At 33.1% G+C, this 17,489-nt stretch carries 18 protein-coding genes and 1 tRNA gene; 10 read left to right on the forward strand and 9 right to left on the reverse strand.

Annotation, left to right across the window (positions count from 1 at the left end; genetic code table 11):
* Position 1: 1 nt before the first annotated feature.
* From Q0845_RS22855 to Q0845_RS22865, 3 genes are all read right to left on the reverse strand, one after another.
* Positions 2–2,419: an ABC transporter permease gene (locus tag Q0845_RS22855; RefSeq protein WP_298518554.1), complete on the reverse strand. Its 2,418-nt coding sequence runs from the start codon at positions 2,417–2,419 to the stop codon at positions 2–4.
* 35 nt (positions 2,420–2,454) lie between these two features.
* Positions 2,455–3,156, reverse strand: a complete 702-nt coding sequence (locus Q0845_RS22860) for an ABC transporter ATP-binding protein (RefSeq protein ID WP_298518560.1) — start codon at positions 3,154–3,156, stop codon at positions 2,455–2,457.
* 292 nt (positions 3,157–3,448) lie between these two features.
* A complete protein-coding gene (locus Q0845_RS22865) occupies positions 3,449–4,693 on the reverse strand; it encodes an HlyD family efflux transporter periplasmic adaptor subunit (protein ID WP_298518562.1) in 1,245 nt (414 codons plus the stop codon).
* A 163-nt stretch (positions 4,694–4,856) separates the two neighbouring features.
* On the opposite strand from Q0845_RS22865, the gene Q0845_RS22870 reads away from it, so the two are divergent.
* Genes Q0845_RS22870 through Q0845_RS22880 form a run of 3 tightly spaced genes read left to right on the forward strand, consistent with a single transcriptional unit; the run spans position 4,857 to position 7,787 of the window.
* Positions 4,857–6,227, forward strand: a complete 1,371-nt coding sequence (locus tag Q0845_RS22870; protein ID WP_298518565.1) for a sigma-54 dependent transcriptional regulator — start codon at positions 4,857–4,859, stop codon at positions 6,225–6,227.
* A complete protein-coding gene (locus tag Q0845_RS22875; RefSeq protein WP_298518568.1) occupies positions 6,228–7,553 on the forward strand; it encodes a HAMP domain-containing sensor histidine kinase in 1,326 nt (441 codons plus the stop codon).
* Between the two features lie 6 nt (positions 7,554–7,559).
* A complete protein-coding gene (locus Q0845_RS22880; RefSeq protein ID WP_298518571.1) occupies positions 7,560–7,787 on the forward strand; it encodes a hypothetical protein in 228 nt (75 codons plus the stop codon).
* Positions 7,788–7,796: 9 nt separating this feature from the next.
* On the opposite strand, the gene Q0845_RS22885 is transcribed toward Q0845_RS22880, so the two are convergent.
* Together Q0845_RS22885 and Q0845_RS22890 are read right to left on the reverse strand one after the other, a co-directional pair.
* Complete coding sequence (locus tag Q0845_RS22885) at positions 7,797–8,309, reverse strand: MepB family protein (protein WP_298518574.1); 513 nt, start codon at positions 8,307–8,309, stop codon at positions 7,797–7,799.
* A 6-nt stretch (positions 8,310–8,315) separates the two neighbouring features.
* Positions 8,316–8,792 (reverse strand): hypothetical protein, encoded by a 477-nt coding sequence (locus Q0845_RS22890; protein WP_298518576.1) that lies wholly within the window; start codon positions 8,790–8,792, stop codon positions 8,316–8,318.
* A 137-nt stretch (positions 8,793–8,929) separates the two neighbouring features.
* Between Q0845_RS22890 and Q0845_RS22895 the strand changes: the two genes are divergently transcribed.
* The 3 genes from Q0845_RS22895 to Q0845_RS22905 all read left to right on the forward strand — a co-directional run bounded on the left by Q0845_RS22895 (position 8,930) and on the right by Q0845_RS22905 (position 11,623).
* The gene (locus Q0845_RS22895; protein ID WP_298518579.1) at positions 8,930–9,685 is read left to right on the forward strand and encodes an SDR family oxidoreductase; all 756 of its coding nucleotides are present in this window, start codon (positions 8,930–8,932) and stop codon (positions 9,683–9,685) included.
* Positions 9,686–9,750: 65 nt separating this feature from the next.
* The gene (locus tag Q0845_RS22900) at positions 9,751–10,332 is read left to right on the forward strand and encodes a TetR/AcrR family transcriptional regulator (protein WP_298518581.1); all 582 of its coding nucleotides are present in this window, start codon (positions 9,751–9,753) and stop codon (positions 10,330–10,332) included.
* A gap of 196 nt (positions 10,333–10,528) precedes the next feature.
* Positions 10,529–11,623 (forward strand): hypothetical protein, encoded by a 1,095-nt coding sequence (locus Q0845_RS22905; protein WP_298518584.1) that lies wholly within the window; start codon positions 10,529–10,531, stop codon positions 11,621–11,623.
* A 51-nt stretch (positions 11,624–11,674) separates the two neighbouring features.
* Here Q0845_RS22905 and Q0845_RS22910 read toward each other — a convergent pair whose 3' ends face one another.
* From Q0845_RS22910 to Q0845_RS22925, 4 genes are all read right to left on the reverse strand, one after another.
* A complete protein-coding gene (locus Q0845_RS22910; RefSeq protein ID WP_298518587.1) occupies positions 11,675–12,478 on the reverse strand; it encodes a hypothetical protein in 804 nt (267 codons plus the stop codon).
* Positions 12,479–12,492: 14 nt separating this feature from the next.
* A complete protein-coding gene (locus Q0845_RS22915) occupies positions 12,493–12,966 on the reverse strand; it encodes a DUF1905 domain-containing protein (protein WP_298518590.1) in 474 nt (157 codons plus the stop codon).
* A gap of 3 nt (positions 12,967–12,969) precedes the next feature.
* Complete coding sequence (locus tag Q0845_RS22920; protein WP_298518593.1) at positions 12,970–13,866, reverse strand: hypothetical protein; 897 nt, start codon at positions 13,864–13,866, stop codon at positions 12,970–12,972.
* A gap of 464 nt (positions 13,867–14,330) precedes the next feature.
* Positions 14,331–14,405, reverse strand: a tRNA-Pro gene (locus Q0845_RS22925).
* Positions 14,406–14,540: 135 nt separating this feature from the next.
* Between Q0845_RS22925 and udk the strand changes: the two genes are divergently transcribed.
* From udk to Q0845_RS22945, 4 genes are read left to right on the forward strand one after another with little or no spacing between them, the layout of a single operon-like run.
* Positions 14,541–15,149: a uridine kinase gene (gene udk / locus Q0845_RS22930; protein WP_298518596.1), complete on the forward strand. Its 609-nt coding sequence runs from the start codon at positions 14,541–14,543 to the stop codon at positions 15,147–15,149.
* A 48-nt stretch (positions 15,150–15,197) separates the two neighbouring features.
* Entirely contained in the window at positions 15,198–15,506 is a 309-nt protein-coding gene (locus Q0845_RS22935; RefSeq protein ID WP_298518599.1) for a septum formation initiator family protein, read from the forward strand.
* Positions 15,499–16,863, forward strand: coding sequence for a methylmalonyl-CoA mutase subunit beta (locus Q0845_RS22940; protein ID WP_298518602.1), 1,365 nt, complete (start codon positions 15,499–15,501; stop codon positions 16,861–16,863). The genes Q0845_RS22935 and Q0845_RS22940 overlap by 8 nt, the downstream gene beginning before the upstream one ends.
* The gene (locus Q0845_RS22945; protein WP_298518605.1) at positions 16,856–17,488 is read left to right on the forward strand and encodes a hypothetical protein; all 633 of its coding nucleotides are present in this window, start codon (positions 16,856–16,858) and stop codon (positions 17,486–17,488) included. Before Q0845_RS22940 ends, Q0845_RS22945 begins: the two co-directional genes overlap by 8 nt.
* The last annotated feature ends 1 nt before the right edge of the window (position 17,489 follow it).

A 17,489-nucleotide genomic window follows, 5' to 3' on the forward strand; every position in this document is an offset into this window, starting at 1 on the left:
GTTATTCGAATTTTAAGTATTTGATTAAATCTATTTTTGTGGCATTCATCGCCTTTACACCTACTACGGTAAATACAAGGAGTACTAATATGATTGGCGTCATAATGTATGGCCAAATAGGCATATTGATACGATATACAAAGTTCTCTAGCCAGTTTTGCATAAAATAGTACGCAATAGGAATTAGAATAACAGAAGCGATCACTGTAATTTTCAAAAAGCTTTTTATGAGTTGAAAAATGATTTCTTTGACCGATGCGCCAAGCGTTTTACGGATGGCAACTTCTTTTAAACGTTGTTGAATGGTTAAGGTTGCCAACGCAAACAATCCGAGTAATGAAATGATAATTACGATGCTTGTTAATATAAAGAATAAGGTTTGTTGTTTTTCATACTTTTTATAAGTTCTGGCAAATCGCTTATCGACAAATACAGGATTAAAAGGGTAGCCTTGTTCTATATTCTCATTCCAATACTCTTCAATAAAGTCTAAGGTTTCTTCTACATTATCTGGTTTTATTTTGAATTGAATTGTCCAGAAATTTTGTTTCATCCAATCAAAACTATTCCAATGCATAAACACTGTTGGTGGAATTTTGCCATCTAATCCTGTAATATGATAATCCTTAACCACGCCAACTACTTCTAAATTTTTACCGTCATTATTGTCTCCCTGAAAACCTGCGCTCAGTTTTTTTCCAATAGGATCATCGTAAATATGTAAAGCTTTGGCTAAGGTTTCATTTATTAGTACATTTTTTGTTGTATCGGATGCAATTTCCTCTTTCAATTCTCGCCCTTTTACAAGCTTAATATTCATGACATCTAAGTAATTATAATCTATTGCATTGGCGTTAGTTTGTACCGAAATGTCTTTATAATTAAAGTTTGTTGAGTTAGAACTTCCGCCTCCTATAATAAAAGAGTTGCTTGTTATGGTTTCAATATTAGGATGCTTTACCAATTCATTTTTTGCTAGTAAATAGTTTTTGTAACGATCTTTATATTTATTCATAGAAACCATTACAACTTGATCGCCTTTAAAACCAAGATCTTTTTCTATCATATATTCAACTTGCTTGTTGATAATGATTGATCCCGTAAGGAAAAAACCTGAAATCAAAAATTGAATTCCCAGCATAATATTTCTTGCTAGCACACCTTTTTTGCTTCTTGAAATATTCCCTTTTAAAACTTCTACCGATTTGAATTTTGATAGATATAACGCAGGAATAATTCCGATAAGTAATGAAATCACTATAGCTAACAATGCTACTTTTATCAATAAATCGATCTCTAAAATGGAGATTTCTTTATCCATAAATTCATTAAAATACGGCAAAAGAAGTTCCACAAATAATAAAGAAAGTAGAAAGGCTATAAAGCTTTGCAAAACTATTTCTAAAGCATATTGTCTAACTAAAGTTGCTTTAGATAAGCCAAATGTTTTCTTTACGCCTACTTCTTTGGCTCTTTGCGTTGCAGAAGCTATGGATAGATTTATAAAGTTTACACAAGAAATTATAATTAATAAAACAGACAGCGATAACATAATAAGTATCAACTGATAATTTCCGCTGCCTTCTGGTCCAGCATCATCCGAAATTGTTTTTAATCGAATATCCTCTATGGCTTCAAAAACAGGAGTTGTTCCATATTTCTCCATAAATTTTTCTGGAGTAATTCCATCTCTTTTCGAAGAAGGCAATACTTCATTTTTATACCAAACTGCCAAGGCTTTTTCCTCTAAATCTGCCAAATTTGGTTTTTCAACTGTTTTTACAAATAATGTTTTTGAAAAATTTCCCCAACGCACATCTAAGGGTTGCTTTTTATATTGAATTACCATTTCGGGCATGAAATAATGCTTTCCTTCAATCTTATAAACCGCAGTAACAGTATATATACTACCTGATACATCGATTGATTTTCCTATCGCAGATTCCTTCCCAAAAAAGATCTTTGCTTGCTTCTCAGAAAGTGCTGCATTATTTCGTGTTTGCTTGAATGTCTCTGCATTCCCTTCTACGATTTTAAAAGAAAAGAATTCAAAGAAATTAGGTTCTCCCTGTAGTATGTCTCTAGTATATAATTCTTTGTCACCGACTTTAACTAAGCTATTCTCATACCAACTATTACTTAAATAATAGTCTTTAATCTCTGGAATATCTTCTTTGTATTTTGGTCCTTCTACATTGGTACTCGTTGCCCAAACATCTCCGTCAGACATTTTATGAATTACTCTAAATATTTCGTTTTTATCGGGATTCGTTTTATTGTAACTCAATTCGTCATTAAAATACAATAACACAATAAGTAAGCCTGCAAAACCAAGTGTTAACCCTAAGATATTGACTACTACATTGAGCCAATTCTTTTTGCTGTTTCTAAAAAATATTTTGATCCAAGTTCGTAACATAATTTTGTTTTTGATTGATGAATGATTGATATATGTTACTCAACTAACACGTCTATATCACGTGTATTTGTTTTTTCTGAAATGATTTCTCCATCTTTCATCATCACAATTCTGCTAGAAAATTGCGCATCGTATGAAGAGTGTGTTACCATGATGATAGTCGCGCCTGAAGCATGCAATTCTGCTAATAATTCCATTACTTCATTACCATTTTTACTGTCTAAATTTCCTGTCGGCTCATCGGCTAAGATTAATTTTGGATTGGCAACCAACGCTCTTGCTACGGCTACACGTTGCTGTTGTCCTCCAGATAATTGTAATGGAAAATGTTTGGCTCTGTGTGCAATTCCGATGCGTTCTAAAATTTCATTGACACGTTTTTTGCGATCGCTTGAAGGTACTTTGTTGTAAATCAATGGTAATTCAATGTTTTCATATACTGAAAGTTCATCGATGAGATTGAAATTTTGAAATACAAATCCAATATTCGCTTTGCGTAATAAGGCGCGTTGTTTTTCGGAATATTTTGAAACTTCTTCATCTGCAAACTGATAGCTTCCTGAAGTTGGCGCATCTAACAATCCGATGATGTTTAATAAGGTAGATTTTCCACATCCTGAAGTTCCCATGATCGAAACAAATTCTCCTTCTTTCACGGTTAAATTTAATTTATGAATGGCCGTGGTTTCTACTTCTTCTGTTCTGTAAACTTTCGTTAAATCTGATAATGTAATCATTGTTCGTTTATTTGTTTGTTCGTTTTTTGTTGATTTGTTGATTTGTTGATTTGTTGATTTGTTGATTTGTTGATTTGTTGATTTGTTGTGTGTTAAAAAGTATCTTTTTTCATTTAAAATTTAGCATTCAACATTTACAATTTTGATTATTTTTCAAAGCGTCTCTTCGAGTGATTTTCACTAGAAAATTGTATCGAGAAGTACTTAAATAACTGTTTGGTACTTTAAACTAATTTTTATAAAAATAATGTGACAAGCTTTTCTATTAAAATATATACAAATACAAGCATGATTAATTTAAATTTAATTCTTCCATATCTTTATAATCATCATAACTCGAAGTAATGACACGATCGCCTTCTTTTAAACCTTCTAAAACTTCGTAATAAAAAGGATTCTCACGTCCGATGCGTACAGAGCGTTTTACGGCTTTATTGTCTGAATTTAATACAAAAACCCATTTCCCATTGGTGCTTTGGTAAAATAATCCTTTTGGAAGTAATAATGCTTTGCTATTGTTTGATAAAAACATTTTACTTTTTAAAGACATTCCTCGACGAATTCCTTTTGAAATTGAATCTGTTTCAAACTGCAATTCTACTTGAAAACCTCCTTTCACAATCTCAGGATAAATTTTTGAAATACGAATTGGCATTTTTTGATCGTCCACAGTCACGGTTCCACGTATGCCTTCTTTAAGTTTTGAAATATAGTATTCATCAACTTTTGCGGTTAATTTATAACCATCCAAAACATCAATTTTCCCAACATTATCACCTTGATTGTAGTTTTGTCCCAACGTCGGATTGAATGACGATAACAAACCATCTTTAGGCGCTTTTACAATAAAGTTTTCTTTGTTTTTACGCAATAACTCCAAACTTTCTTCCATCTTTCTTACCGAAGCATTGATACGCGACAATTGTACATTACGATCATTTTTTTCGTTAGAAACTTTCGTTTTAATCACTTCGTTACGCTCTTTTTGAAATTTGTATTCTTGCTCTGATGTTTGATACTTATTGCGTGCAATGATTTCTTTTTTGTACAATCGTTGATCAATTGCATACTGACGTTCTGCATTTTTATAAGCATTGTCAATACTCAATAACTGTTCGTCCAAATTCAATTGTTGATTTTTGATAGTGACACGAATATTTCTCAAATTATTAATCTGTTCTACAATGGCAGTTTCTTGTGTCAAATAATTCAATTCTGCATTCGGATTGTACACACGTAATAACGGCGTTCCTTTTGTCACCGTTTGTCCGCTTTCTACAAATACTTCCGAAACCGATCCGCCTTGAATTACATTGATCAATACCGAAGTTTTTGGTTCTACAGTACTATTAAATAATAACACATCTTCAAAGTCACCTTTTGTTACTTCCTTAATAGAAATGGTTTCTTTGTCTAAGTTCACTTGCTTTTTACGTGTGGCGCTCATAAAAATAATAGCGGCTAACACAATCGTTGGAATTCCCCAAAACAGCATACGTTTCGTTTTTTTATTTTTTGGTTGAATTTGCTTGTCCATCGTTTTTTTATTTGTTTGATAGATAGAGTGCCATTCTTGTGCCATGAAAAAAAAAACATGTAAAAAACTAAAAATCAGATATTTAAAAAATAAAGCGTTTTTGCAAGTGTTCATTTTCGAACATTTTTTTGTTCATTATCAAACATCTCACTAACTATGTAGTATGAGAAAAAAGGAAGCTTCCATATTAATTGTTGATGATGATGACGATATTTTATTTTCTGCGCGTATTAGCTTGAAGAAATATTTTACGGAAATCATTACCACAAACAATCCTAAGAAGATTAACAATTATATTACGTCACAAACGTTTGATGTGGTTTTGTTAGATATGAATTACCGCATTGGTTTTGAAGATGGGAAAGAAGGATTGTATTGGCTGCAACAAGTCAAGGAAATAAGTCCAGAAACAACCGTAATTCTCATGACTGCTTTTGGAAGCGTGAATCTAGCTGTAGAAGCGATTAAGCAAGGTGCAACCGATTTTATTCTGAAACCTTGGAATACCGAAAAACTGTATAGTATTGTCAATGCAGGTGTGGAATTAGCGCGATCGAAACGAAAAACAACACAATTAGAAACAGTTCAGAAACAACTGGACAAAGATTTTCATCAACAGACAGAACATATCATTGGAAAATCCGCTGCGATGAAAAAAGCGATCAATTTGGTCCAAAAAGTAGCGCCAACAGATGCAAATGTGTTGATTTTAGGTGAAAACGGAACTGGAAAATATGTGTTTGCCAAAGAAATTCACTTGCAATCCGAACGTAAAAATCATCCGTTTATACATGTTGATTTAGGTGCTTTGAATGAAAATTTATTTGAAAGTGAATTGTTCGGATATGCCAAAGGTGCTTTTACCGATGCACAAAAAGATACTTTGGGACGCTTTGAATTGGCCGCTGGCGGAACTATTTTTTTAGATGAAATTGGAAATCTTCCTTTACACCTTCAATCCAAATTATTAACGGTAATTCAAAATAGAAAAGTCACTCGTTTGGGAGAAGGAAACGAGCGTACAATTGATGTACGTATTATTTGTGCAACCAATGCGCCGATTCATGAAATGGTAAACGAACAAACCTTCCGACAAGATTTACTGTTCAGAATCAATACCATCGAACTGCAATTACCGCCATTGAGAGAACGTAACGAAGACATTGAAGTATTGGCACATCATTTCTTAAAAAAGTTGAATCAACGCTATCGAAAACAACTTTCTTCAATCTCAAATAGTGCCCTAATAGCACTGAAGAATTACAATTGGCCAGGAAATATTCGTGAACTCGAACACATCATAGAACGCGCCGTAATCATTACAGAAAATACCAGTATTGAAGCAGAAGATTTGCATTTTTCTTCTCGCAAAGTAGCGACAAATACGCCTGTAACACTTAATTTAGAGGAAACGGAAAAAATACTGATTCAACAAGCCATGGATAAACATCATGGAAATATTTCAAAAGCTGCAAAAGATTTAGGATTGACGCGTGCTGCTTTGTACCGACGACTTGAAAAACACCAACTCTAAATGGGGAAAAAAATCTACATACAACTCTGCATTCGCATATTGCTGATTGCTTTGAATGCCATGCTGATCTATTATTTCTTTCAATATGGATACATCATTAATGGATTAGGCTTTACGCTATTGCTGATGTTTCAAATGTTTTTATGTTTTGACTATTTAGATAAGCTATTTTTAGATATTGAAAAAACGGTAGATTGTTTGTTGAACGATGACTTTTCTAATAAAATTTCCACTGAAAAGCAACAAAATAGTTTACATGCAAAAACAGCAAAACTCCAAGAAAAATACCGCACACAAAGCAAACTGTTCACTTCCGAACAGGTGATTTTTACAAATATTATTGAGAGTTTAACGATTGGCGTGTTAATTCTCCGGAAGGATACAAACCAACAAATAGAAGTATTTCAGTTGAACAAAGCTTTTGTCGATTTCTTTCAAATTCCGAAATTTTACAATTGGAAACTTCTAAAAGAAAAAATTACGCCTTTGGTTGCTATTATTGATGCGCAGCCTTGGAAACGTGTAAAACATACCATTTCGTTAAGTGTAAATGATCAAGTAGAATCGTTTTTCCTAAAAACTTCGGTTACGCATACTAGCGAATTTGATTATTTGATGGTAACTATGGAAACCATTCAACAACTAATTGATAAAAAAGAAAAAGAATCTTGGTATAAACTCATGACCGTGATGTCGCATGAAATCATCAATACGATTACGCCAATAAGCAGTTTGGCAGAAAATTTAGATTCACTATTACAAGACGAACCTGATGAAGATACGTTGGAAGAATTATCGCAAGGATTGAAAATTATTAAAAAGCGTTCTTCTCACTTAAATAATTTTGTGAATACGTATCGTCAGTTATCAGAATTGCCTTTGCCCGATAAAAAGGACATTAACTTTACAGAAACTGTACAGCAAACGCTCGATTTATTTGCCCAAGAGTTTAAAGAAAAAAATATTCAACTTGACTTTCATCATAAAGAAAATATTCAGCTTTTGGCGGATAAACAGCAACTAGAACAAGTTGTTATCAATTTAATTTCTAACTGTTTGTATGCGTTGAAAGAAGCCGAAAATCCAACAATAACTGTGACCATCAATGCCGATAACAATCGTGTGCATTTAACCGTTTCGGATAACGGAATTGGAATTTCTAAAAAGATTAAGAATAATATTTTCATTCCGTATTTTACTACTCGAAAAGAAGGTTCTGGAATTGGATTAACCTTAACCAAAAGTATTGTAGAAATGCATGATGGCACAATTTTCTTTAAGTCTGAAAACGGTTTGACTACGTTTACTTTGAGTTTTTCAATCTAAAGAAGAATGGCTACTCAAATTTGCCCAAACTGTAACAAAGATTCATTCACTTGGATGTTAGATAATGAAAAATCTGAACTCACTATTTGGAACTGCTCAATATGTTTTTATGAAGCTTTTGAGAATGAAAATGATGAGCAAATTTGTACTAATTGCGAAAAGGAAACTAAAACAAAGTTAAAAGATGCTATTCATGAATATTGGTGGTGCTCCAATTGTAATTTAAAAAGCTAACTAAACCAATCAAATACCATAAAGTAATTTTGTTTTTAATACTGTTTCTGCAGTATTCAACATAAGGAAATAACGCAATTGCCAAGCCTGTGTTTTGATAGCTTGCTTACTTGTTGGTTTGTCCCAAGATGGATAGACTCTAATTCCACGTTTTCCATCTTTCAATTCGGTAGCTACGATTTGTTTTTGAATCAATATTGATTTTGGAAATACAAATTGTCCAAATTGTTGCTCTTTTTGAACATTAATTACAATAAAATCAAACGTATCAGTTTCATGAAAAGGCGCCGTGATACCTTCGACATTTCGTTTCCAAACAGTAACAAATTGACCAATTTTTTTAGGTGTGATTTTTGCCGTTCTAGAAATTATATGATATGTTTCAAGTTGAAACGAACAGGCTTCATAGGCTGTGCTTTCTTCTTCTGAACAAAAGTTTGAGAAATGAAAATTACAAGAGTCATATAGACTTTCTTTAATTTTCGCAATACAATAGGGAAATTTTTCTGAGGTTATTTTCATAAAAAATTAGTCGATCACCGAATCATATTTACGAAACTGATTGCGCGCTTCGCCACGTAATTCCAAATCGTTTTCAATTTTAGATTTCGAAGGCCTTTGTAAAATCAAATACAGAATCAACACGCCAGAAATTGCTATAAATGTTGCATTCTTTGAAACCATATACATCACAATACCAAACATAGCTGGACTTTCAATCAAAGCAAATTTTACAATACTTGCCGTTTGATATTGAGTCAACATCTTTTTCAAACCTTCCATATTCTTTGCGTTTTGCACCATTTTTTGAAACATTATGCGACTCATAGTCAGCGTACTAATCACAATCACAGGAAAAATAAGCAAGAACATATCTGTTGTATCAAAAGAAAATTTTGCAGTTCCTATATCATCATAAGAAAAAATACCCGCAAGAATCACTAAACCAGCAACTAAGACAAAATGTATGATTGTCAAAGTTTTTACAAATGAATTTGGTGTCATATCGTGTTGTTTTTTAGCACAATTCAAAAGTAACAAAAAAAATCGCTCTTTTATTTGGAATGATCATTCTGTTATTTATATATTTGTATCGGAATGATCGTTCCAAAATAGTTATCAAACATAAAAACCAAAAAATCATGAATACATTACAAGGAAAAACTGCAGTAGTTACCGGTGGAAATAGTGGAATTGGCTATGCTTCTGCATCTAAATTAAAAGCACAAGGAGCCAATGTCATCATTACAGGAAGATCGGAAGAACGTGTGGCAAAAGCTGCTCAAGAATTAGGCGTTCGCGGAATTGTAGCAGATGTTACATCCTTAGATGCGATCGATAATTTAGTAAATGAAGTCAAAGAATCGCATGGAAATGTGGATGTTTTATTTGTAAACGCAGGAATTTTTACGCCAGCGCCCGTGGGTCAAATTACCGAAGAAGTATACGATTCGCAGTTTAACATCAATTTTAAAGGCGCCGTGTTTACTACAGAAAAGTTTTTACCAATTTTGAATGATGGCGCTTCTATTATCAACTTATCTTCTATTAATGCGTATACAGGAATGCCAAATACGGCGATTTATGCTGCTACCAAAGCTGCTTTGAATTCGTATACTCGAACTGCTGCTACGGAGTTAGCTCCAAGAAAAATTCGTGTAAATGCGGTGAATCCTGGACCTGTAGAAACACCAATTTTTGGAAAAACTGGCATGCCAACAGAGCAACTTAATGGTCTTGCACAAGCGATGCAAGAACGCATTCCATTAAAACGATTTGGACAACCAGAAGATGTAGCCAATTTAGTAGCCTTTTTAGCCTCTGATGAAGCTTCTTTTATTACAGGAAGTGAATATAATGTAGATGGTGGAATGAATGTAAATCCTTTATTGAGTTAATACATATGATTATTAATCTGTATTTTTGTAGCGATGGTTTTTACTATCGCTACAATTTTTAGTTTATGCCAAGAGTAAAAAAATTTAATGAAGAAGAAACGCTGAACAAAGCCATGTGCTTGTTTTGGCGAAATGGTTTCCACGCAACTTCCATGCAAGATTTGGTGACTTATTTAGGTATCAATCGGGCAAGTATTTATGATACATATGGTGGAAAAAAAGAACTCTTTGAAAAGGCTTTTACACATTACCGAACTTCAAACAGAAAGCAGTTACAAGCATTTTTAGAAAGTCAAGAAAATGTAAAAGAAGGATTTCGCTCATTGTTTGAACGTGAAATTTCAGAAGCTGCCTGCGATGCTGATCATAAAGGTTGTTTTGTAGTGAATGTTACTACCGAATTGGTTCCAAATGATGAAGAAATGCTCAAAGTCATCCAAGAGAATAAAACATTCATGACAACTACTTTTGAAGACTTTCTAAAAAAAGGAGTCGATTCAGGAGAGATTTCTTCTACTAAAAACATCAAAAATATTGCTTCACTCCTACACACTTTTTTAAACGGTTTAAAAGTTGTCTCCAAAACAGATGCTAATGAAGAACGTTTAGTGGCATCTGTTGATACGATATTGACTTTGCTAGATTAAATTATCGAAGTCTATATTTATACTTACAAATTGGCATTGAAAAGATTAAAACTTCCCACGTAACTTTGACTTTGAACAAGATTATTGTAGTTTTAGCCATACACAAAATCTATAGTAAAAGGTAGGTTCAATGCTCATCAAAACCATAAGAGTTTCTTATATATATGTTGTGCATTAGCAAGAAAAATAAGCAACTATGAATCAAGAAACGATACTCATTCCAACCTTAAGCACATACGTTGAAGATCAATGGGAAATGACAAAAGGAATTACAGCTCCTAAATTTTCTGCGGTTTACGATGCCTTACCAAATCAGGAGTTTAAAGCATTAATTTTGTTAGGCAAGTATGAAATTAAAGGCGGGAAAATCAACTTAAAAATCAATTGTTCGCTCGAAAATAGCAATACTGGAAAGGTTTTACCAAACGCTACTGAAAAAGTATTATTAGGTGATTTAGAAGAAAAAATCGGGTTTATTCTTTTTCCTGAACTACTTCCATTTAAGTTTACAGAAGAAGATGAAGAAGGTGTTTATAATCTTATCCTTTCTGTAGATGATACCAATTCGGATGAAGAAAAAATAATCGTTACACAAGAACTTACGTTTCGTAAAAGCCTGCCAAACTTATTACAAAAACCAACATTAGAATTAGAAGAATGGCGCCAGAAGTATTATTTAGATCCAAAACCGACAGAATTAATTTCATATTATTGTAAAGGTTTAGAAGAAAATAATACGCTTAATAATGATGCTAGTATTCTATTTTATGTAGAAGCCTTGAACAATTCGTTATTTCTTGTTGATGAAATTATTTCACTTATAAAAGCAGATAAATTTTCCAGATTGCAACGAAACGGATTGATTATTTTATTTGCGCGTTCCAAGTATGAAAAAGTAGACAGTTTAGGATTTTCTGAAGAAGAGTTAAAAATTCTCTACGAATTTAGAGACGAATTCTACAATCCATTAGAAAAAGAAATTGATCATCCTTCAGATTTAGATATGTTATGGAGTTTATTTTTTGCTAATGGAAAATATGAGAATCTAGAAAAAATTATTTCAACATTGTATTTTAAAAAGGATATTAGTGAAGAAGATGCGAAAAATTTACCTGAAGCAGCACTGATAAAATATGCTGTTGGAAGAGCGGCAGCATGGTCTTTAGAGACAATTGGAAGGTTTCATCCAATGGTGCAAGTGTATATAATTTACACCTTAAACCAACCTAATATTTCAGCGTATATACAAGGAGAATTGGAAGCGGTTTTGAGTAACATACAGGAAGAATAGCATAGACAAACTCACAAATCAAGAACACTGAATTGCTTCTGTGGATACAGATTAATTTCCTAAAAAAGGATACCAAAGTAACATTTGACATATAATTGCTGTGATCCACGCAATCCAAATGATGGTTTTCTTAACGTTAAAGATATATTTCACTTTTCTTTTAAACAATACATACAAACCGAAAGTAACGAAACTTACATAGAATAGATGTATCATAATTCTGGTATCAGACATCATAAATGCATCCACTATTTCATCAAATTGGTAGTATGGCTGAGAAGCATAATAAAAGACTGTAAGAATCAATCCTAATGCACTTGAAATAATAATAAATGCTGATAAAAACCAGCCAAACCTGGTCCGTTTCCAAAACAAAATAGGACCTAGTATTGTTGAAATAATGTATATCAAATACAAAATCAACAAATAACTTTTTCCAAATTCAACAGATAAAATAGAACTAAGAAATAAGTGAATTAATGCGTAACCTTCTATAAAAATGTAGATTAACAAAACTGCTACGTACAATCCCAATCCTGATAAAAGCCAACTCAGAATACGAATTTGTCGTTCATGAGATTCAAGTCCTTTTAAAAAAGGATTTATCGGATCAAAAAAAGCTTTCTTTTTAGCTTCGCTAGCTTCTTTTTTTTCTTGAAGATTTTTTTGTCTTTCCGCTGCCTCTTCCCTATTTTGAGTGATCAATTCGTTTAATTCATCTTCTGGAATTCCTCGATTCAACAGTTCTAATTTTGCAGTTTCTATTGCAATTGGTTGGTAACTTGAAGCACTAGTGATGATCCCTAACAATTCTTCGTCAGATAATTTCCTGTAACGTTCTGTAAATTCTGTCATGTACAATTATAGGTTTACCAATTACTTTTCTTTGCGCGCTGTTTTTCGTGTTCTGCTTGTAAAAACTTAAGAATCGTTTCTACTTGCTTGTCTACATTTTTGATGCGCAATACACTAAAAATCAAAGTGCGTTTTCTTCCATCAGTAAGTTTATCAAAAATGGTTTTTCCGTCAGGATCTTGCGCTAAAAACACTTCCAAAACTTCAGGAATATCAACGCCAAGCGGATTTGGATCAATTTCTAATTTGTATGAAATAGTTTCGCCAGCTTCTTTCCCAATTTGTTTGATGTATTTTTTGGCAAGCATGATATAAAAATCTCCGTTTCCTAGATGATTCAATCCACATTGCAGCCTAACGGTATCATCAATGGTACAAATCAATCGTGTCGCACGTTTTTTTTCATACTGATTCACAATATCAGCTGAAACTACTAAATGATAATAACTACCACTCTTTTGCAACGGTTGTGTTCCTTCGAGAATCATTTATTATTTTTCTTTGCGATACGTTAAGGTACTTCCGCGATTCAAATAACTTAACACCATGCTTTCGTCTGAATATTCTAATAATCCGTAAATCATTTCTTCTCCAGCATCATTTTTTAAGTTCAAATATTCAACACCATCTTTTTCGGTCAACGTATACTTATAGATACTATTGGGATTCGTTTCTGTGCCTTTATAAAACATCGTAAAAGTTCCGTCTTTAATTTCTACACCCGAATTAGGATCGTCTGTACTAATCCAACGTCCATTACTTAAACCAACCGTTTCCGTTTCACTTTCTAAAAGACTTGCGCTTGTTTCACGTAGTGTTTTTTCAAATTCAGAAATCATATTTTGCTCCGATTTCCATTGCTCAGTAACATCTATATTTTTAACCGTAGACATATCAATTTCATAAGATTTTGATGTTTTCTCTTTTGCTAATACACGTATTAACTTTCCATCATGAATATAATAACGTTTCTCTTTGGAAGTAAACGGACCATGCATACCAGCTTCACTTCGTTCTTGTTCAAATACAAAAAATAAGATATTATTATGCAAATAAAAAGTTCGTTCGATAGAACCATGCTCTCCATAATTACCTTCTTTAACTTTCTGGGGAACTCCAGACTTAAAATAAGCTTCCTTTTTAAGAACGCCGCCTCCAACATTTTCTTCGATCTCTTTTTTATCAAATGAAGAAAGTTGGTTTTCTATTGTTGAAAAGTTCGTTTTAATCAGCTTAATTTTATCATCCAATGATAGTATCTTTTCAGGAGTATCAACAGTTTCTTTTTCTTTGGTTTGAGAAGTCGTTGTATCTGCTTTCTTTTCTTCCGCTCCACAAGCAAAAAAAGTTGCTATTACAAAAACGTAGAGTAATAATCGTGAATTCATGTGCAGTTTTAGTTCGTTAGTGTTTCTCACAAATATAACTGAATCTGTGTATAATTGCTAAAAGGTGGTTTTTGGAAATAAAAAGATTACTCCATGATCTTGAATAGACATCATAGAAATCCCGTTAACGCGACACATTGAGCGAAGTCGAAATGTTGAGCAAGCACTACTTTTATAAATTCTAGGATTACTCCATGATCCTGAGTGTGGGAATGTTGCAAATTTTAAAGTCTTAACTCGCCATGCGAGTTGAGTCCTTTTTTTGTATGTATATATTTTTGAGCGAGCTTGTATTTTAGGATGTTTAGGATTACTCCGTGATCCTGAGTGTGGGAACGTTGCAAATTTTAAAGTCTTAACTCGCCATGCGAGTTGAGTCCTTTTTTTGTATGTATATATTTTTGAGCAAGCTCAACATATATACATACAAAAAAAGTCCTGCCAAAGGCAAGACTTTTTATTTGTCGGGGTGGCAGGATTCGAACCTGCGACCTCCGCGTCCCAAACGCGGCGCGATAACCGGGCTACGCTACACCCCGAAAAGGTTATCCAAAATTGGATTGCAAATATAGGGTTTTTCTTGAAACGGAAAAGCAAAAATAATTTATTTTTCAAAAAATAATTCTCATGAATAATTTACTTAATTTTGTCCCACAATAAAAAAGATAAAATATATGCTCATCATCGGTATTGGAGGCGGAACAGGAAGTGGAAAAACAACAGTTGTAAACGAAATTATTAAACAACTTCCCGAAAATGAAGTTGGAGTCATCTCACAAGATTCGTATTATAATGATACTTCACATTTAAATTACGAACAACGTACAAAAATCAATTTCGATCATCCACGATCTATTGATTTTGATTTATTATGTGAACATTTAAAAGAATTGAAAAAAGGAAACGAAATAGATCAACCTGTGTATTCCTTTGTAAAACACAATCGTACAGGCGATACCATTCATACGTTACCAAGAAAGGTAATGATTGTGGAAGGAATTTTAATTTTAACGAATTCTGAACTTCGTAAAATGTGCGACATCAAAATATTTGTGCATGCCGATTCAGACGAACGTTTGATTCGAAGAATAAAGCGCGATATTACCCAACGTGGACGCGATATTGACGAAGTATTGGCTCGATATCAAAACACATTAAAACCAATGCACGAGCAATTTATTGAACCTACCAAAGAGTTTGCAGATATCATTATTCCAAATAATCGATACAACACCGTAGCTGTAGATATTGTTCGAACAATTATAAGTGAGCGATTAGCCTAATATTTAGTACATTTACAGGTATCAACGTAGCGCATCACGCATTTGAATATGAAATTAGAAAAGTTCAAAAATATATACATCATTGTTTCCGCCATATTTATTACATGGATGCTATTTTTAGATGCAAATTCATGGTTTTCTTCACACAGAGAACTCGATAAACAAATTGAACTTCTAGAGAAACAAAAAGCAAACTTACAACGCGCTATCAAAAAAGATCGAAATGAAATCAAGGAATTCTCTACTATGGAAAAACTTGAAAAATTCGCTCGCGAACGCTATTTCATGAAGAAAGAAAATGAAGAAATCTATATCATAGAATATGAAGATAGCCTAAAAACATCAACCAATGAGTAAGTCACTATTTCAAGAATTTGATGCTGTTTCGGCAGCACAATGGAAACAAAAAATACAAGTCGATCTAAAAGGTGCCGATTACAATCAAACCCTAGTCACGGCTACACATGAAGGCATCAATATTACACCTTTTTATCACAGTGAAAATTTTGGTATTGCACAACCTATTGCGACAAAAACAACCGAATGGAAAGTGACACAATATATTGTTGTGACAGATGCTAGCGAAGCAAATGCAAACATTAAAGATGTACTCACTAGAGGCGCAGAAAGTATTGTGTTATCCATTACCAATGAAAGTATTTCTATCACGGAAATACTAGCCGATATTAATGTAAAAACCATTCCTTTTCATATTGAAATGGACTTTTTATCAGTTTCGTATTGTTCGGATATTCACGCTTTCGCGAAAGCAAATACTGCAAGTATCACGATTGGTGTTGATTTGATAGGAAATTTAGCTTCCACAGGAAATTGGTTTGACAATCTTACGAAAGATCATGAAGCATTAGCACAAATCTTAAAGTTTGATGGTTTCAAGAGTGTTCTTACGGTGCGTTTGGATATTTACCAAAACGCGGGTGCTACTATGGTGCAGCAACTTGCCTACGCAATGGCACATGTCAATGAATATTTGAACCACTATGGCGAACAGATTACAAATACAATTACATTTAAGGTAGCAGTTGGTACACACTATTTCTTTGAAATTGCCAAACTAAGAGCTTTGCGTCATTTGTGGAGTGTTTTAGCGAAAGAATATAATGTACAATCAGAATGTACAATCATTGCTTCACCTTCAAAACGTAACAAAACCTTGTATGATTACAATGTAAATATGTTGCGAACTACGACGGAATCTATGAGCGCCGTATTAGGTGGTGCCGATTTTGTGTACAATCTTCCATATGATGCTTTGTATCATCATGCCAATGAATTTGGTGATCGGATTTCAAGAAATCAGCTTCGTATTTTAAAAGATGAAAGCTATTTTGATAAAACTGACAATCCTACAGAAGGTTCTTATTATATTGAAAGCATCACGCAGCAACTAGCAGAAAAAGCCTTGACGTTGTTTAAAGATATTGAAGCCAATGGCGGATTCTTAAAGCAATTAAAAGCAGAAACTATTTATCGTAAAATCAAAGAAAGTGCCGCCAAAGAACAAGCACTATTTGACGAAGGAAAAGAAGTATTACTAGGAACTAATAAATATCCAAATCCTGAAGATCGTATGAAACACGATTTGGAAATAGAACCTTTTTCAAAAAATGAAGTCCGAAAAGTATTAGTCATTCCAATTGGTTTAAGACGTTTGGCTACCAAATTAGAAAAAGAAAGACTGAAGCATGAATAGAGCTATCTACATACTTTTACTTAGCTTTTTCTTTATTCAATGCGATGTAAATGAAAAGGATAAGGATAAAGCAGTTCCGTTTAATGATGTAGACGGGAAATACATACATTTAGAAACTGAAAACATTTATCTTTTTGTTCCTAAAAAAGTAAAACTATTTTCTATTAGTCAATACAAGGAATTTATTGATAGTATTGAAGATCCTAGAGTTCGAAAAATAGAACGTGATCGTTATTTAAACATGAAATACGGTATTGAAAACACCTATGTCATGCGAAGTGAAGACCTAGAACTTGATGTGACCTATATGTCAATTCCATATATTAGAATTGATCAATCTGTTTCGCAAACGTTACTTCAACTACTCAATAGACAACACAAAAAAAACGGGAAAGTATTTGGTTTAGAAAGTTCTTTTAGCCGTGCAGGAATCATAAAAAAAGGACATGACCGAATTTTTAGAGCTATCTTTTTGTACAAAGGAATCGAAGTATTAACTGGCGAAGACGCACAAATTTACACGTATTTTTATGTGATCAACCGAAATGGAAAAACATTTGTACTGAGCTTCAATTCGAAAAAAGTGTATGACTTTGATTCATACGTTCAAAAAATCAAATTATAAA

The organism is uncultured Kordia sp., from assembly GCF_947489565.1.
Lineage (GTDB): Bacteria > Bacteroidota > Bacteroidia > Flavobacteriales > Flavobacteriaceae > Kordia.

What these genes read in the sequence shown, in the direction of transcription:
- Q0845_RS22910 (WP_298518587.1), bottom strand. Translation starts at nt 12,478, where the DNA reads ATGACAGAATTTACAGAACGTTACAGGAAATTATCTGACGAAGAATTG.
- Q0845_RS22905 (WP_298518584.1), top strand. Translation starts at nt 10,529, where the DNA reads ATGAATCAAGAAACGATACTCATTCCAACCTTAAGCACATACGTTGAA.
- Q0845_RS22915 (WP_298518590.1), bottom strand. Translation starts at nt 12,966, where the DNA reads ATGATTCTCGAAGGAACACAACCGTTGCAAAAGAGTGGTAGTTATTAT.
- udk (WP_298518596.1), top strand. Translation starts at nt 14,541, where the DNA reads ATGCTCATCATCGGTATTGGAGGCGGAACAGGAAGTGGAAAAACAACA.
- Q0845_RS22875 (WP_298518568.1), top strand. Translation starts at nt 6,228, where the DNA reads ATGGGGAAAAAAATCTACATACAACTCTGCATTCGCATATTGCTGATT.
- Q0845_RS22920 (WP_298518593.1), bottom strand. Translation starts at nt 13,866, where the DNA reads ATGAATTCACGATTATTACTCTACGTTTTTGTAATAGCAACTTTTTTT.
- Q0845_RS22940 (WP_298518602.1), top strand. Translation starts at nt 15,499, where the DNA reads ATGAGTAAGTCACTATTTCAAGAATTTGATGCTGTTTCGGCAGCACAA.
- Q0845_RS22870 (WP_298518565.1), top strand. Translation starts at nt 4,857, where the DNA reads ATGAGAAAAAAGGAAGCTTCCATATTAATTGTTGATGATGATGACGAT.
- Q0845_RS22900 (WP_298518581.1), top strand. Translation starts at nt 9,751, where the DNA reads ATGCCAAGAGTAAAAAAATTTAATGAAGAAGAAACGCTGAACAAAGCC.
- Q0845_RS22890 (WP_298518576.1), bottom strand. Translation starts at nt 8,792, where the DNA reads ATGACACCAAATTCATTTGTAAAAACTTTGACAATCATACATTTTGTC.
- Q0845_RS22855 (WP_298518554.1), bottom strand. Translation starts at nt 2,419, where the DNA reads ATGTTACGAACTTGGATCAAAATATTTTTTAGAAACAGCAAAAAGAAT.
- Q0845_RS22860 (WP_298518560.1), bottom strand. Translation starts at nt 3,156, where the DNA reads ATGATTACATTATCAGATTTAACGAAAGTTTACAGAACAGAAGAAGTA.
- Q0845_RS22895 (WP_298518579.1), top strand. Translation starts at nt 8,930, where the DNA reads ATGAATACATTACAAGGAAAAACTGCAGTAGTTACCGGTGGAAATAGT.
- Q0845_RS22945 (WP_298518605.1), top strand. Translation starts at nt 16,856, where the DNA reads ATGAATAGAGCTATCTACATACTTTTACTTAGCTTTTTCTTTATTCAA.
- Q0845_RS22865 (WP_298518562.1), bottom strand. Translation starts at nt 4,693, where the DNA reads ATGGACAAGCAAATTCAACCAAAAAATAAAAAAACGAAACGTATGCTG.
- Q0845_RS22880 (WP_298518571.1), top strand. Translation starts at nt 7,560, where the DNA reads ATGGCTACTCAAATTTGCCCAAACTGTAACAAAGATTCATTCACTTGG.
- Q0845_RS22885 (WP_298518574.1), bottom strand. Translation starts at nt 8,309, where the DNA reads ATGAAAATAACCTCAGAAAAATTTCCCTATTGTATTGCGAAAATTAAA.
- Q0845_RS22935 (WP_298518599.1), top strand. Translation starts at nt 15,198, where the DNA reads ATGAAATTAGAAAAGTTCAAAAATATATACATCATTGTTTCCGCCATA.